This is a genomic window from Ensifer canadensis, assembly GCF_017488845.2.
Lineage (GTDB): Bacteria > Pseudomonadota > Alphaproteobacteria > Rhizobiales > Rhizobiaceae > Ensifer > Ensifer canadensis.
In genome coordinates this window covers 3634308-3650549 of sequence record NZ_CP083370.1, presented here as the reverse complement: position 1 = coordinate 3650549, position 16242 = coordinate 3634308, and the positions used below count along the sequence as shown (strand labels likewise).

The 16242-nt window shown below is 62.2% G+C and carries 9 protein-coding genes; 5 read left to right on the top strand and 4 right to left on the bottom strand.

The features are described from left to right. Positions 1-16 precede the first annotated feature (16 nt). On the bottom strand, positions 17-718 hold the full coding sequence (locus tag J3R84_RS17655) for a DUF1013 domain-containing protein (RefSeq protein ID WP_025425287.1): 702 nt from the start codon (positions 716-718) through the stop codon (positions 17-19). Positions 719-941: 223 nt separating this feature from the next. Between J3R84_RS17655 and acs the strand changes: the two genes are divergently transcribed. Next, positions 942-2891 (top strand): acetate--CoA ligase, encoded by a 1950-nt coding sequence (acs, locus tag J3R84_RS17650; RefSeq protein WP_025425286.1) that lies wholly within the window; start codon positions 942-944, stop codon positions 2889-2891. Between the two features lie 237 nt (positions 2892-3128). Here the strand turns inward: acs and J3R84_RS17645 are convergent, their stop codons facing one another. Continuing rightward, positions 3129-3329: a DUF1674 domain-containing protein gene (locus J3R84_RS17645; protein WP_038575773.1), complete on the bottom strand. Its 201-nt coding sequence runs from the start codon at positions 3327-3329 to the stop codon at positions 3129-3131. 125 nt (positions 3330-3454) lie between these two features. Between J3R84_RS17645 and htpX the strand changes: the two genes are divergently transcribed. The 4 genes from htpX to purH all read left to right on the top strand — a co-directional run bounded on the left by htpX (position 3455) and on the right by purH (position 9594). After that, positions 3455-4417, top strand: coding sequence for a zinc metalloprotease HtpX (gene htpX / locus J3R84_RS17640; RefSeq protein ID WP_025425285.1), 963 nt, complete (start codon positions 3455-3457; stop codon positions 4415-4417). Beyond that, on the top strand, positions 4417-5829 hold the full coding sequence (locus J3R84_RS17635) for an RsmB/NOP family class I SAM-dependent RNA methyltransferase (protein ID WP_025425284.1): 1413 nt from the start codon (positions 4417-4419) through the stop codon (positions 5827-5829). Before htpX ends, J3R84_RS17635 begins: the two co-directional genes overlap by 1 nt. A 334-nt stretch (positions 5830-6163) precedes the next feature. Then, entirely contained in the window at positions 6164-7849 is a 1686-nt protein-coding gene (locus J3R84_RS17630; protein ID WP_203529741.1) for a heparinase II/III family protein, read from the top strand. A gap of 134 nt (positions 7850-7983) precedes the next feature. Next, on the top strand, positions 7984-9594 hold the full coding sequence (purH, locus tag J3R84_RS17625) for a bifunctional phosphoribosylaminoimidazolecarboxamide formyltransferase/IMP cyclohydrolase (RefSeq protein ID WP_025425282.1): 1611 nt from the start codon (positions 7984-7986) through the stop codon (positions 9592-9594). A gap of 144 nt (positions 9595-9738) precedes the next feature. Here the strand turns inward: purH and J3R84_RS17620 are convergent, their stop codons facing one another. Next, positions 9739-11172: an MFS transporter gene (locus J3R84_RS17620; protein ID WP_025425281.1), complete on the bottom strand. Its 1434-nt coding sequence runs from the start codon at positions 11170-11172 to the stop codon at positions 9739-9741. Positions 11173-11411: 239 nt separating this feature from the next. After that, complete coding sequence (locus J3R84_RS17615) at positions 11412-16205, bottom strand: NAD-glutamate dehydrogenase (protein ID WP_025425280.1); 4794 nt, start codon at positions 16203-16205, stop codon at positions 11412-11414. Positions 16206-16242 lie beyond the last annotated feature (37 nt).

Here is a 16242-nt window from a genome sequence, read left to right as displayed (position 1 = left end):
GGTCATGACAAGTCGATCAATATTGATCGTCTTCGTCCTCGTCCTTGCGATCCGACTTCAGCGACTTGAGCTTGGCGAAGACGGCATCCGCATCGATTTCCTTCTCTTCTTCGCGCTCGTAGCTGAAGTTGAGCTTTTCTGTTTCCTGGGCTGCTTCGAGCGTCGCGCCGAGCTCGGCGGCTGTCGGCAGCGGACGGCCCTTGGCGGCGCGTTCGACTTCAAGGTCGAGATCGATCTGCGAGCACAGGCCAAGCGTTACCGGATCCATCGGCGTCAGGTTCGTCGAGTTCCAGTGGGTGCGCTCGCGAATCTGCTCGATCGTCGACTTCGTGGTGCCGACGAGGCGGGAAATCTGCGCGTCCTTCAGCTCGGGATGGTTGCGAACCAGCCAGAGAATGGCATTCGGGCGATCCTGGCGCTTGGAGACCGGCGTGTAGCGCGGGCCCTTGCGCTTGGAGTCGGGAACACGGACTTTCGGCTCCGAAAGCTTGAGCTTGTGGTTCGGATTTGCCTCGGCGCGGGCGATCTCGTCGCGCGACAGCTGTCCGGTTGCGATTGGATCTAGACCCTTGATGCCCTGTGCCGATTCACCGTCTGCGATCGCCTTCACTTCGAGCGGATGCAGCTTGCAAAACGTTGCAATCTGTTCGAACGACAATGCCGTATTGTCGACGAGCCAGACGGCTGTTGCCTTGGGCATAAGCAGTTGCTGAGCCATGGATATAGTCCTTTTGTCCGCCGCGCCGGTGTCGCGGGCCGTGGAGTCTACCACTGATTTCCGGGAATTGAGCGCCTCTATAGCGTCGTTGTCTCAAAATTGCAATTCTCCAGTTCCAAATGTCCTTTTGTCTAATTGCGGCGCGGCTTTGACCTGCTATGACTCGTCGCCGAGGCGGGGTCCCCGGGAGGGACCTCAGACAGGAATGCGCAGGGAGGAACGAATGTCCGCCAAGATCTATCCGGTGTTGAAGTCTGCCAAGAGCCGGACGCTGCTCGATAACGCGACCTATCTGAAGTGGTATGAGGAAAGTGTCGAGGACCCGGCCAAGTTCTGGGGCAAACACGGCAAACGGATCGACTGGTTCAAGCCCTATACCAAGGTCAAGAACACCTCTTTCAAGGGCAAGGTCTCGATCAAGTGGTACGAGGACGGCCTCACCAACGTCTCCTACAATTGCATCGACCGCCACCTGAAGACGCACGGCGAAAAGACGGCGATCATCTGGGAAGGCGACAACCCCTATATCGACAAGAAGATCACCTACAACCAGCTCTACGAGCAGGTTTGTCGGCTTGCCAACGTCCTGAAGAAGCATGGCGTCAAGAAGGGCGACCGCGTCACCATCTACATGCCGATGATCCCGGAAGCATCCTACGCGATGCTTGCCTGCGCGCGCATCGGCGCCATTCATTCGGTCGTGTTCGGCGGCTTCTCGCCGGACGCGCTCGCCGGCCGCATCGTCGACTGCGAATCCACCTTCGTCATCACCTGTGACGAGGGCGTGCGCGGTGGCAAGCCGGTGCCGCTGAAGGAAAATACCGACACCGCGATCGACATCGCCGCCAAGCAGCACGTGATCGTCAACAAGGTGCTGGTCGTGCGCCGCACCGGCGGCAAGATCGGCTGGGCGCCGGGCCGCGACCTCTGGTACCACCAGGAAACTGCGACCGTGAAGCCGCATTGCGAGCCGGCGAAGATGAAGGCGGAAGACCCGTTGTTCATCCTCTACACCTCGGGCTCGACCGGCAAGCCGAAGGGCGTGCTGCACACCACCGGCGGCTACCTCGTCTATGCCTCGATGACCCATGAATACGTGTTCGACTATCGCGACGGCGATATCTATTGGTGCACGGCGGATGTCGGCTGGGTGACCGGCCATTCCTACATCGTCTACGGACCGCTCGCCAACGCGGCGACCACCGTGATGTTCGAGGGCGTTCCGAACTTCCCCGACGCAGGCCGCTTCTGGGAAGTCATCGACAAGCACAAGGTCAACGTCTTCTACACCGCGCCGACGGCAATCCGCTCGCTGATGGGCGCCGGCGACGATTTCGTCAAGCGCGCCTCGCGCTCGTCGCTGCGCCTGCTCGGTTCGGTCGGCGAACCGATCAACCCGGAAGCCTGGGAATGGTACTACAACGTCGTTGGCGATCAGAAATCGCCGATCGTCGACACCTGGTGGCAGACGGAAACCGGCGGCATCCTGATCACGCCGCTGCCGGGCGCGACCGATCTCAAGCCCGGATCGGCGACGCGGCCCTTCTTCGGCGTCCAGCCGCAGCTGGTCGACAACGAAGGCAACGTGCTCGAAGGACCTGCCGACGGCAACCTCTGCATCACCGACAGCTGGCCCGGCCAGATGCGCACGATCTATGGCGATCATGCACGCTTCGGCCAGACCTACTTCGCCACCTACAAGGGCAAGTATTTTACGGGTGACGGCTGCCGTCGCGACGAGGATGGCTACTATTGGATCACCGGCCGCGTCGACGACGTGCTCAACGTCTCCGGACACCGGCTGGGCACGGCCGAAGTCGAATCGGCGCTTGTCTCGCACCATCTGGTGTCCGAGGCAGCCGTCGTCGGCTATCCGCACCCGATCAAGGGACAGGGCATCTACTGCTACGTCTCGCTGATGGCGGGTGAGGTCGGCAATGACGATCTGCGTCAGGCGCTGGTAAAGCACGTCCGCTCGGAAATCGGCCCGATCGCGACGCCAGACAAGATCCAGTTTGCCCCCGGCCTGCCGAAGACCCGCTCGGGCAAGATCATGCGCCGCATCCTGCGCAAGATCGCGGAAGACGATTTCGGTGCGCTTGGTGACACCTCAACGCTTGCCGATCCGGCTGTTGTGGAAGACCTGATCGCCAACCGGCAGAACAAGGCTTAACAGCAACGCACGGTAAAAAGGGCGGCTTCGAGCCGCCCTTTTTTGTATGATGTTTCGTACCGAGGCGGTGGACTGAATAGACGACTGGGTCATCGACGGGCGTTTGTGAGCCGGATTCCGATTGACGGTAAGCGGAGTTCCCGGGCGGCAGCAGGAGATCGATATGACCCACGGTTGTTTTCGGACGATCCCAAAGAAGGAAATGTTCCTTCGCTTCAAACCCGTCTGAGAGCATTCTCAGAAATCGATCGCCCTACCCTTGATTTCCCAGTCGCCGAAGCGTGCCGGGTCGGCGCCGCCGCGGCCGCCGATTTCTGTCGGCATAACCTTCTCCGCTTCAGCCTGCCGACGCTCCTCCGCTTCCTTCAGCGCGCGCATGGCCGCGGCAGGCAGCGGCTTTTTCGGGCGGTCGGGGGCATTGTCGTTGTCGTTCTGCATCTCGCCAGTATCCGGATTCGTGCATCTGTATTGAAGAACGGGGCATTTGCACCCATCATATAAGGCGCCGTTGTCCGAACGGAAACCCTGATTCACGTGAAACGTCGACGACCCGGAGCCTCTTCATGAACCTCGTTCGCACCGCCATGCTGCTTGCAGTGATGACCGCCCTGTTCATGGCGGTTGGCTTCGCCATTGGTGGACGTGGCGGCATGATGATTGCGTTCGTCATCGCCGCCGGTATGAATTTCTTCTCGTACTGGTATTCCGACCGCATGGTGCTGCGCATGTACCGTGCGCAGGAGGTCGATGAACGCAGCGCCCCGGAATATTACGGCATCGTGCGCGATCTCGCTGAGAATGCCGGCCTGCCGATGCCGCGGGTCTATGTCATCGACAACCCGCAGCCGAACGCCTTTGCAACCGGACGCAACCCGCAGAACGCCGCCGTTGCCGCCTCGACCGGACTGCTCAACGCGCTCTCCTACGACGAGGTCGCCGGCGTCATGGCGCATGAACTGGCGCACGTCCAGAACCGCGATACCCTGACAATGACGCTGACAGCCACGCTTGCCGGCGCCATTTCGATGCTGGGCAACTTCGCCTTCCTGTTTGGCGGCAATCGCGAAAACAACAACAACCCGCTCGGTTTTGTCGGGGTGCTGATTGCAATGATCGTCGCGCCGATGGCGGCCATGCTGGTGCAGATGGCGATCAGCCGTACCCGGGAATATTCCGCCGATCGCCGTGGCGCCGAAATCTGTGGCAAGCCCCTGGCTCTCGCCTCGGCGCTGCAGAAGATCGCTGGTGCTGCCCATCGGATTCACAATGACGATGCCGAGCGCAACCCGGCAACCGCGCATATGTTCATCATCAATCCGCTCTCAGGCGAGCGCATGGACAACCTGTTTTCGACCCATCCGAACACTGAAAACCGGATTGCGGCCCTGCAACAGATGGCGCAGGAGATGTCCATGGGGTCGACGCCGCCGGTTCGGGCTGATAATCCGGTGCGCAAATCGCGCTCTGTTCCCTCTACCGGTTGGGGTCGCGGTGGTTCCGAACCGCCGAAAGGTCCCTGGTCCTGATGTCTGCCGAAAACAACAACGATTCACGTCCGAAACAAAACCGCTCGCGCAAGGAGCCGGCAAAGTCGAAGAGGCCTGCGCAAGAGCAGCGCGGTCCGGAGAAGCCCGGACTGCGCACGCGACAGGCAGCGGCCAAGATTCTCGGGGCGGTCGTCGATCGCAAGACCTCGCTCGATGGCATGCTCGATCATGAGCACGGAAATCCGGCCTACCGCGAACTGAGCGAGGCCGACCGGGCGCTGGTGCGCGCCATTCTCAATTCGGCATTGCGTCATCTGCCGCGCATCCAGGCGGCAATCGGCTCGATGCTGCAGACGCCGCTTCCGGAAGGCGCGCGCGCTCTCGACCATGTGCTCGCAGTGGCTGCCGCGCAGATCCTCTATCTCGACGTTCCTGATCATTCCGCCGTCGATCTTGCCGTCGAGCAGGCGCAGGCCGATCCGCGAAACCGCCGGTTTGCCAATCTGGTCAATGCCATCCTTCGCCGCCTGTCGCGCGAGAAGGACACGATCCTGGAAAATCTGCGAACCGTTCCTGCGATGCCGGACTGGTTCTTCGACAGGCTGGTCGAGCGTTATGGACGCGAACAGGCCGATCTCATCGCCGAAGCGCAACTGACCCCAGCGGCGATCGATCTGACTGTCAAGTCGGATCCGGATGCCTGGGCCGAGCGGCTCGGCGGTACGGTGCTGCCGACAGGCTCAGTCCGCCTTGCAGAATTCTCGGGCTCTATCCCCTCCTTAGCCGGATTCTCCGATGGCGAGTGGTGGGTTCAGGATGCGGCCGCATCCATCCCTGCCCGTCTTTTCGGGTCGATTGCCGGGAAGACCGTCGTCGATCTCTGCGCGGCACCCGGTGGTAAGACGGCGCAGCTTATCCTCGCCGGTGCCGAGGTGACGGCGCTTGATCAGTCGTCGAGCCGGCTGAGGCGTCTGAAGGGCAATCTCGAGCGATTGGGCCTGGAAGCGCAGATGAAAGAGACCAACATGGCCGACTTTCGGCCGGACGAACTTTTCGATGCCGCCTTGCTCGATGCCCCCTGTTCGTCGACCGGAACGACCCGCCGTCACCCGGATGTGCTTTGGACCAAGGGTCCGGAGGACATCGAGAAGCTTGCGCTGCTTCAGGAGCGCCTGCTGCGCCACGCGCTGACGGTGGTCAAGCCGGGCGGCATCGTCGTGTTCTCCAATTGCTCGCTTGACCCACGCGAAGGCGAGGAAGTGGTCGACCGGGTGGTCGCAGCCGGCGATGATTATGAGCGGGTGCCGGTTCTGGCTGAGAATTGGCAGGGCCTTGAAGATGCGATCACCCCGCTCGGCGAAGTGCGCACCACGCCATCGATGTTCCCGCTCGATCCACCCTTTGCCGGTGGACTCGACGGATTCTACGCCGCCGTGATTCGCCGCAAATAAGTCTGGAAAAGTCGATTCGTTCTTCGGAAAGGCTCGGCCACGGGCTGTTTTGGCGCGTCATTTGACGCTTTAAGGCCATGAGCCTATCAAAGACGATAAAATTGATAAAAGTTTAATGATCTTTCCGGCACCATCCAGAGTTCACGCGGAGCGCCGCGCGTCCTTTCGGACAGAGAAGAACGCTCTGACATTTTGAAACGGCGCATCGTGCGTACCGGAGATCGAATAGGGATTTTCGGGCAACCCTGCGCGAGTGATACTGGCGCGAAGCCGATGCAGCCGTTCGTTCGTCTCGAACGGCTTGCTTCAGGATTAAGGAAATCGACGGGCGTTGATGGTGTTTTCCGGCAGGCGAAGGCTTTCTTATCTGTATGCGCGCGAAGGTTGGCGCCGCGTGTCGCGGCGACTTTCGGTCGGCCGCGTCTCGTCGCTGCGCTTTACCGGATCGACGCCCGGCCGCCTGATCGTTGCGCCGACGGACCTCAGAGCCGTCGATCCCTTCGTTGCCGAGGAGATCCTCGAGGGTCGCTTTCCGCTGGCTGGGCGGGTGCTCGACACCGAGGGCGAATCGCCCTTCGAGATCGACCTGCCGTCGCTGGAATTTGCCACCCGCCTGCATTCGTTCGGCTGGCTCAGGCATCTGCGGGCGATCCGCGAGGATGCCGGCTTCGTGCGCCTGCGGCAGATCGTTGACGACTGGATTGCCACCCACGGCCGCAATTTCGGAGGCATTGCCTGGGATGCCGACGTCATCGCCCAGCGCATCATCGCATGGCTCTCGCATTCGCCGGTGGTCCTGCGCAATGCCGAGCACGGCTTTTATCGCCGCTTCCTGAAAAGCCTGGCCTTCCAGGTTCGTTATCTCCGTCACATTGCCGAAACGGTCAGGGATGGCGAGGCTCGCCTGCGTGTGCGGATGGCGCTTGCCATGGCATCGGTTTCGATGCCGTCGACGCCGTCGGCGATCCGCAAGGCGTCGCGCCATCTCGATTTCGAGCTTGATCGGCAGATTCTCGCCGACGGCAGCCACTTTTCGCGCAGCCCGCGGGCCGGGCTTGAGTTGCTGCTCGACCTGCTGCCGCTGCGCCAGACCTATGTCAATCTGGGGCATGACGTGCCGTCGCGCCTGATCCCTTGCATCGATCGTATGTATCCGGCACTGCGCTTCTTCCGCCACCAGGGCGGCGAACTGGCGCTTTTCAACGGCGCGACCTCGGTGCTGGCGCATGAGCTTGCCTCGGTGCTGCGCTATGATGAAACCGCCGGCGAGCCATTCCGCTCGCTGCCTCTCGCGCATTACGAGCGCCTGTCGATCGAAAACACCGTGGTCATCGTCGATACCGGCCGGCCGCTTTCAGTCGACCTGTCGCGTAGCGCCCATGCCGGCTGCCTCTCGTTCGAAATGTCCTCGGGCAAGACGCGTTTCGTGATCAATTCGGGCGCGCCGAAATTTGCCGGCGAACGATTCCGCCAGATGGCACGGATGACCGCCGCCCACTCCACCGTGACCGTCAACGACACGTCCTCCTCACGCTTCTCGCAGTCACGGTTTCTGGGCCCGATCATCACCAGCGGCGTCTCGCGCGTCGTCGTCGAGCGCAAGGACGAACCGGGCCGCCAGGAATCCGTCATGGCAAACCATGACGGTTATCTCTCGTCCTTTGGGATCCTGCACGAGCGCGACATCGGCGTGCTGAACGGCGGCCGGATGATCCGTGGGCGTGACCGGCTTTCGCGCGCCGACGGCAGCGATCCTGATGAAACGAACCTGGCCGTGGCAGTCGCCCGCTTCCATATCCACCCGGCCGTCACTATTCGCCAGAACAACGGCCGCGAGATCTATCTGACCGCGCCCGATGGTGAAATCTGGCTGTTTGCCTGCCAGGACGGCGAGCTGGCGGTCGAGGAAGACATCTTCTTTGCCGATCCCTCGGGCATTCGCGCCTCGTCGCAGCTGACGGTGACCTTCGCCGTTGCCAGGCAGCCGGAGATCCAATGGACCTTCTCGCGCACGAACTGAGGCCAACTGCGCCCCTTATTTTAGGATGTTGGCCTGCCGAGGTTTCTTCGGCCGGCAAGCTATGCTAACGGGCAGCCATCCCAATCGCCGGAGCATCCTCCCGGGCGTCCGGCGCCGCCAAAGGAGCATGGTTGATGGCTGTCGCCTCCAAGAAAATTCCCGCCCCGAACGAGGTTCCAGTCCGGACCGCTCTTCTTTCCGTGTCCGACAAGACCGGTGTCGTCGAGCTTGCCCGTGCGCTGCATGAAAAAGGCGTACGTCTGGTTTCGACCGGCGGCACCCACAAGGCACTGTCGCAGGCGGGGTTGCCAGTCAGCGACGTCGCCGAACTCACCGGCTTTCCCGAGGTTATGGATGGCCGGGTCAAAACCCTTCACCCGGGCGTGCATGGCGGCCTGCTGGCAATCCGCGACGATGCCGAGCATCAGGCGGCGATGTCGGCACATGGCATCACCGCGATCGATCTGGCGGTGATCAATCTCTATCCCTTCGAGGAGGTTCGCGCGCAGGGCGGCGATTATCCGACGACGGTCGAGAACATCGATATCGGCGGCCCGGCGATGATCCGCGCATCCGCCAAGAACCACGCCTATGTCACAATTGTCACCGATCCGGCCGACTATCCGGTCCTGCTCGAAGAACTTGCAGCAGGCGCGACGACCTATGCCTTCCGCCAGAAGATGGCGGCCAAGGCCTATGCCCGCACGGCCGCCTATGACGCAGCCATTTCCAACTGGTTTGCCGAGGCGCTCGACACGCCGATGCCGCGCCACCGCGTTCTCGGCGGCGTCTTGAAGGAGGAGATGCGCTACGGTGAGAATCCGCACCAGAAGGCGGGCTTCTACGTCACCGGCGAGAACCGTCCGGGCGTTGCCACAGCTAAGCTGCTGCAGGGCAAGCAGCTTTCCTACAACAACATCAACGACACCGATGCCGCCTTCGAACTCGTCGCCGAGTTCCTGCCGGAAAAAGCCCCGGCCGTGGCGATCATCAAGCATGCCAATCCTTGCGGCGTGGCCACGGCCCCGACGCTGGTCGAAGCTTATCGACGCGCGCTTGCCTGCGATTCCACCTCAGCTTTTGGCGGCATCATCGCGCTCAACCAGATGCTCGATGCGGAAACGGCCGAAGCGATCGTCAAGCTCTTTACCGAAGTGATCATCGCGCCTGAGGTCAGCGATGAGGCCAAGGCCGTCATCGCCCGCAAGCCGAACCTGCGGCTCTTGACCACGGGCGCCCTGCCGGATCCGCGCATCCCCGGCCTTTCCGCCAAGACCGTATCCGGCGGCCTTCTCGTCCAGACCCGCGACAACGGCATGGTCGAAGACCTGGAGCTGAAGGTGGTGACCAAGCGTGCACCGACGGCGCAGGAACTGGAAGACATGAAGTTTGCCTTCAAGGTGGCAAAACACGTCAAGTCGAACGCCGTCGTCTATGCCAAGGATGGCCAGACCGCAGGCATCGGCGCCGGGCAGATGAGCCGGGTCGATTCGGCCCGCATCGCCGCGATCAAGGCCGAAGAAGCCGCCAAGGCGCTCGGCCTCGCAACGCCGTTGACGCGCGGCTCGGCCGTCGCCTCCGAGGCTTTCCTGCCGTTTGCCGATGGCTTGCTGTCGGCGATCGCTGCCGGTGCCACGGCGGTGATCCAGCCCGGTGGTTCGATGCGCGACGAGGAAGTGATTGCCGCGGCCGACGAGCATGGCGTTGCGATGGTCTTCACCGGTATGCGCCACTTCCGCCACTAAACCGGATCGGTTGCATTTTCAGTTGCTACTGCATGTTTCCATAAATCCTATTCGATTTAAGGATAAAAACATGCAGCAATTCAAAGTGCTACAGCGACCTTTGCGCGTTAATAAGACGCACGGCGCTGTAGTAAAGTCCGAGTTTTATTCCTCAGAGCCGTCGCGTCCCCAGGACGCGGCGGCTTTCGTATGTCCGGCATTCGCCGGATAAGGCGTGCGCAGCAGGATCAGAAAACCGAGGACGAGGAAGACGACGAGCGCCATCATGCCGATGCGGGCGGAGCCGGTCATGAGCGTGATCGTGGCGACCGACGCGGGCGCAAGAAACGACGTCGCACGGCCGGAAAGTGCATAGAGACCAAAGTAGCGCCCTGCTTCGTCCAGGCTGACGCTGCGCGCCAGATAGGAGCGCGACGACGCCTGAACCGGCCCGAAGGCGATACCGACGAGCAGGCCGTAGACGATATAGGCCTTCTCGGCTGCAGTGCCGAAGATGCCGCCCGAATCGTCCGTCGGCAGGGGAAGCAGACCGAAGAAGGTGAAGCCCGGTCCTGTCGAGACGATGCCAAGCGTGGCAATGATCAGGCAGACCAGGCTGGCGATCACGATGGTCTTTGAACCGAGCCGGGCATCGAGCTTGCTTGCATAGAGGCAGCCACCGATGGCAACGACGTTGAGGATGATGCCATAGATGCCGAGTTCCATGGTTTGCCAGGCGAACATGGCGGCGGCGAAGGTGCCGCCCAGTGCCAGCAGGCCATTGACCCCATCCTGAAAGATCATGCGGGCGATGAGGAAGCGCAGGATGCCGCGCCTTTGCCTGAGTTCGCCGAGTGTGCCTTTCAGTTCGCGCAGTCCCGTTCGGGTCGCCCCTGCAAGCGACATGGTCGCCTTGGTCGCATCCGGCGTGAACAGGAACATCGGAATGATGAACACGAGGTACCAGAGCGCCGATATCGGCCCGGTGATGCGCGCGTCCTCGCCCTTTGCCGGATCGAGCCCAAACAGCGGATCGATGCCGAGAGCGGTCTTGCCGGTTTCCGGATTTCCGGCAAGAAGCGCCACGACAGCGATGAGCACGATCATCCCGCCGAGATAGCCGAGGCCCCAGGCGATGTTGGAAATGCGGCCGATGTCCTTCTCGTCCACAAGTCGCGTCATCATCGAATCATTGAACACGATCGAGAATTCGGCAGCGACGGTGGCCAGCACCATGAAGATGACGGCGTAGATGATCGGTGAGCCGGGGGCGGCAAACCAGAGCATCGCCAGCGATACGATCTTGATGATGGCGAAAAAGCCGATCCACGGCTTGCGCGGTCCGGTGGCGTCGGCGATCGAGCCGAGAACCGGGGAGAGAATGGCGATGATGATGCCGGAAATGGTGAGCGTATAGCCCCACATCGCCTGGCCGATAGCATGATCCTCAGTCAGCCGGGAAACGAAGTAGGGGCCGAAGATGAAGGTGGTGATCACCGTGAAGAACGGTTGGGCCGCCCAGTCGAACAGCATCCATCCGGCAATGCCGAGACGGGTCGTTCCCGGCTTGTCTGCAGCCCTGTCCGCCGAAATCGCCAATTACCCCTCCCGGAAATGACTGCGCCGTGCGTTCTAATGAACGCGCGGCGCAGAAAGATCGTCATATCTCGCTCATCGAGACCGGGTTGACGGAGCATCCCCGGCCCGATCTTGCGCTACTGCATGTTTCCTTAAATCCTATTCGATTTAAGGATTAAACCATGCAGCAATTCAAACTGCTACAGCGACCTTTGCGCGTCTAATAAGACGCCCGGCGCTGTAGTCCGGGGCGGACTGTGTCATTTCACCCTGCCGCGTGCAAGGTCGTTGAGCAGACCCGCGGCAACCGTGATCTTGGCAAGCGTGGTCTCGCCCTTCTCAGTCAGGAGCGTCAGCTGGCCGCCCGCGCGTGAAACGCGTTCGCGGTCGTTTTCCTGCCAGGCCTGGACGGGATTGCGCTCGCTCTTCTGCTCGCGCAGCGCCGCTGCGGTGATGTCGCGTCTGGCGCCGGCAATGTCCGAGATCGCGCGCGACAGCGCCATTGCCTCGAACTGCTCGGTTGCCGGTACGCGGTCGGCTGCCGCCAGCAGGCGGTTGATCCGCAGCGTTTCGGTGACGGCAAAATAACCCTGTGCCGTGCGGCTCAGCGTCTCGCCGGTTTCAGCTGATATCTGCATGATTTCGGGCACGAGGGTCATCAGCGCCAGTTCCAGGATCTCATCCGCCAGTTTCTCCGGCACGCCGCCCTCGACGAAGGCTGCGGTCTTTACCCGAGCTTCGTCGGCGGTTTCGCCTGAAATCGCGGTGCGCATGGTGCTGCGCAGCTTCTGCAGCCCGTCGCGCAGGCGCGTCACGGCTTCCGAAACCGAACCCGTTGCCGCATGGGTGCGCAGGGCCCGCTCCGTCACGAGCGTGAAGATGCGCCCGACTTCCTGGTAGAGCGCATTCTGGAGGGCGCCGCTGATGCGATTGTCCAGGGCATCGATCTCGTCATAGATCCGCGGCAGGTCGAAGCCATCGAGTGCCAAAACAGCCGCCTTGACGACGTCTGCCGAGAGGAAGCCGGTGGCATCCGTCAAGGTCGAGACGAAAGCGGGGCCGCCGCGATTGATGGTTTCGTTGGCCAGCACCGTCGCGATGATCTCGCGGCGCAGCCGGTGGCCGTGGATGTCGCCGGCATAAGTCTTGCGCATCTTGCCGGGGAAGTAGCGTTCCAGGGTCGCCGTGAAATACGGGTCGTCGGGAAGCTCGCTGGCGATCAGCTCGTCGAACAGCACCAGCTTCGAGTAGGACAGGAGGACGCCGATCTCCGCGCGTGTCAGCGGCTTGCCGGCCTGATAGCGCTCGGTCATGACCTGGTCGGTCGGCAGCGTCTCAACCTTGCGGTTGAGGTGGCCGTCGGCTTCGAGTCGCGTCATCAGGCGGCCGAGCGTCGTGCGGTTTCCGGTACCCTGCAGTTCGGTGAGCGAGATTGCCAGCGACTGCTCGTAGTTGTTGCGCAGTACGAGATGGCCGACTTCCTCGGTCATCGACGCCAGCAGCGTGTTGCGCTTCGGCCGGGTCAGGCGACCGTCGCGCATCGCCGAGGCCAGCGCGATCTTGATGTTGACCTCGACGTCGGACGAGTTGACGCCCGCCGAGTTGTCGATGGCGTCGGAGTTGCAGCGACCGCCATTGAGGCCGAAGCCGATACGGCCCTTCTGGGTCACGCCGAGGTTTGCGCCCTCGCCGATGACACGGGCGCGGACCTCTTCGGCGACCACACGGATCGCGTCGTTGGCGCGGTCGCCAACCTCGGCATCCGTCTCGTTGCTGCCGCGCACATAGGTGCCGATGCCGCCGAACCAGAGAAGATCGACCTGGCTCTTCAGGATCGCGTTCATGATCTCGAACGGCGTGGCCTTCTGCTTGTCGATGCAGATCGCCGCCATGGCTTCCGGTGTCAGCGTCACCGACTTTTCGGCGCGGGAAATGATCATCCCGCCTTCGGAGAGCGTCTTGCGATCATAGTCCTGCCAGCTCGAACGTGGCAGGGCGAACATGCGCTTGCGTTCGGCGAAGGAAACATCCGTATCCGGATTCGGATCGATGAAGATGTCGCGATGGTCGAAGGCCGCGAGCAGACGGATCTTTTCCGAAAGCAGCATGCCGTTGCCGAAGACGTCGCCCGACATGTCGCCGACGCCGGCGACGGTGAAGGGAGTGGTCTGGATGTCGATGTCCATCTCGCGGAAGTGCCGCTTGGCGGTCTCCCAGGCGCCACGGGCGGTGATGCCCATCTTCTTGTGGTCGTAGCCGGCCGATCCGCCTGAGGCGAACGCGTCATCGAGCCAGAAGCCTGCTTCCTGGGCCAGGCCGTTGGCCGTGTCCGAGAAGGTCGCCGTGCCCTTGTCGGCGGCAACGACGAAGTAGGGATCGTCACCGTCGCGGCGCAGCGTGTCGGCCGGCGGCACGACATCCTGGCCGACAATGTTGTCGGTGACCGACAGCATCGTGCGGATGAAGGTCTTGTAGGCTTCGGTTCCGGCCTTGAACACCTCGTCGCGGTTGCCGCCAACCGGCAGCTGCTTCGGGTAGAAGCCACCCTTGGCGCCAACGGGCACGATGACGGCGTTCTTGACCTGCTGTGCCTTCACCAGGCCCAGTACTTCGGTGCGGTAGTCCTGTGCGCGGTCGGACCAGCGAAGACCGCCACGGGCGACCTTGCCGAAACGCAGATGCACGCCTTCGACTTCGGTGCCGTAGACGAAGATTTCGCGGAACGGACGCGGCTCGGGCAAGCCTTCGAGCTGCTTGGGATCGAGCTTGACGGCAAGGACCGCACGCGGCTTTCCGTCGGCATCCTTCTGGAAGTAATTGGTGCGGAGCGTCGCCTCGATGGCGTTGACGTAGCGGCGCAGGATCCGGTCCTCGTCGAGGCTCGGTACCGCCGACAGTGCGGTCTCGATCGATGCGATCAGGGCGTTGCACTTCTTGGCACGCGGCTTCTCCTCGATCGCCGGGTCCATGCGGGTGACGAACAGCTTGAAGATATCGGCGGCAATCGCCGGATATTTGTTCAGCGTGTCGGCGATATAGCCCTGCGAATAGGTGATGCCGGCCTGGCGGAGGTAGCGGGCATAGGCACGCAGCACCGTCACTTCGCGGGCGTTCAAGCCGGCGAGCAGGATCAGCCTGTTGAAGTTATCATCCTCGATCGTGCCGTTCCAGGCGGCGAGGAAGGCTTCCTCGAGCGCCGCACCCGACTTGTCGAGATTGAGCGCATGGCCGTCGCGATGGATCAACTCCATGTCGTGCAGCACGACGCGATGCTGGTCCTCGCCATGCTTGCCGACGTTGAGGTCGTAGGTCTGCTCGCTGATGACCCGGAAGCCGAGATTTTCGAGCAGCGGCACGCGGCGCGAAAGCGATACGGGTTCGCCGGCGTGGAAGATCTTCAGCTCGGCCGTATCAGGACGATTGACCGGGCGGTTGTAGTGGTAGAACGAGATCCGGATCGGATCTTCCGCCTTGCAGGCGGCGATATCGGCGAGATCGGCATAGGCTTCGGCCGGTGCAAAGGCCGCCTGGTAGGCTTCGCCAACGCTGAGCTCGATGCCATCCTTGCGGGCAAGCAGGTCGAAGCGATCGATCCAGCGCGTGACGATGCCTCGCACGGCCTCCTCGAGCTTGGCCTGGGGGATGCGCGGCGTCTTGCCGCTGGTCCGGCCGATGATGAAGTGCACGCGCGCCAGACCGCCCTCGGGGAAGGCCGGGTAGTAGGCCGAAACACGACCGTCATAAGCCGTCTTCAGATAGTCCCCGATCTTCTCGCGAACGTCGGAATCATATTGCTCGCGCGGTACGAAGACGATGACCGAAACGAAGCGGTCGAAATGGTCGATGCGTGGCAGAACGCGGATGCGCGGACGGTCGCCGAGCTCGTTGATCTGTTCGCAGAAGGCGGCGAGCAGGCCGACGTCGATCTGGAAGAGATCGTCGCGCGGGTAGGATTCGAGCGTGTTGTCCAGCATCTTGCCGGAATGGCTCTGCGGATCGTAGCCGAAATGATCGACGATCTTCTCGATCTTGTGGCGCAGCAGCGGGATTTCCGCGGCCTGACGGGTATAGGCCGAGGAGGTGAACAGGCCGACGATGCGCAGCTCGCCGGCGACATTGCCGTCGGCATCGAAACGCTTGACGCCGATGTAGTCCATATAGGCGCGGCGGTGCACGACCGACTTCACATTGGCCTTGGTGACGATCAGGAAATCCGGGCTTTCGAGGAAGGCCAGAATCTCCGGCGTGGTCAGAACTGCGTCCTTGCCCTGGCGCAGCACGCGCACATCGGGATTGGAAAGGATGCCGAGGCCCCTGCCCTTGCCGCGCTCGACCGTCGCCTTCCCGCCCTTGCCCGAATAGGTGTATTCGCGCATGCCGAGGAAGGTGAAGTTGTTGTCCCTGAGCCAGCGAAGGAAGGCCAGCGCTTCGTCGCGGTCGCTCTTCTTGCGCGAGGCGTTGTAGTCCTCGAGTTCCTTCATCGCGTGATCGAGCAGCGTCGTCATCGCCGGCCAGTCGTGCACGGCCTGATGAACCTGTTCGAGCACATCGCGGATACGGTTGCTGAGCGATTGCGCCTCGACCGGCGTCAACTTGCTCAGGTGGATCTGGATGTGGCTGATCCGGTGTGCCGGATCGCTCGGCTCGTCCGGATCGAACGGCTTGGCGGGCTTGCCCGGTTCCTGGACCAGAATGGGATGGATCGCGAGATGGATATCGCGGTGCGTGGTCGTCACCTCGCCCATGACCGAATCAAAGAGGAACGGCATGTTGTGTTCGGTGACGGCAATGATCGAAACCTCGGTGCCGCCAGGCGCAACGCCGGCCACGGTTTCAACCGACACTTGAGGTTTGCCGCCGTCCCAGCGTGCGAGTTCGCTTCTCGCATGGGCCGCCGTCAGTGCCAGCATGTCCGCCGAATAAAGATCGAGGTCGTCGTTGCTGGCCCCGCCGAAGAGGATCTCGGGCGCCAGCGCGTCGGTGCCCAGTTTGATGGCCGCCGCCTTCGCTGCGTCGATGTGTCTGTCCCGCTTCGGATTGTATTTCACGCCCATGAAGTTTCTCCCATTCATGATAGGCTAGACCCTATCA

What these genes read in the sequence shown, in the direction of transcription:
- purH (WP_025425282.1), top strand. Translation starts at nt 7,984, where the DNA reads ATGGCTGTCGCCTCCAAGAAAATTCCCGCCCCGAACGAGGTTCCAGTC.
- J3R84_RS17645 (WP_038575773.1), bottom strand. Translation starts at nt 3,329, where the DNA reads ATGCAGAACGACAACGACAATGCCCCCGACCGCCCGAAAAAGCCGCTG.
- J3R84_RS17655 (WP_025425287.1), bottom strand. Translation starts at nt 718, where the DNA reads ATGGCTCAGCAACTGCTTATGCCCAAGGCAACAGCCGTCTGGCTCGTC.
- htpX (WP_025425285.1), top strand. Translation starts at nt 3,455, where the DNA reads ATGAACCTCGTTCGCACCGCCATGCTGCTTGCAGTGATGACCGCCCTG.
- acs (WP_025425286.1), top strand. Translation starts at nt 942, where the DNA reads ATGTCCGCCAAGATCTATCCGGTGTTGAAGTCTGCCAAGAGCCGGACG.
- J3R84_RS17635 (WP_025425284.1), top strand. Translation starts at nt 4,417, where the DNA reads ATGTCTGCCGAAAACAACAACGATTCACGTCCGAAACAAAACCGCTCG.
- J3R84_RS17615 (WP_025425280.1), bottom strand. Translation starts at nt 16,205, where the DNA reads ATGGGCGTGAAATACAATCCGAAGCGGGACAGACACATCGACGCAGCG.
- J3R84_RS17630 (WP_203529741.1), top strand. Translation starts at nt 6,164, where the DNA reads ATGGTGTTTTCCGGCAGGCGAAGGCTTTCTTATCTGTATGCGCGCGAA.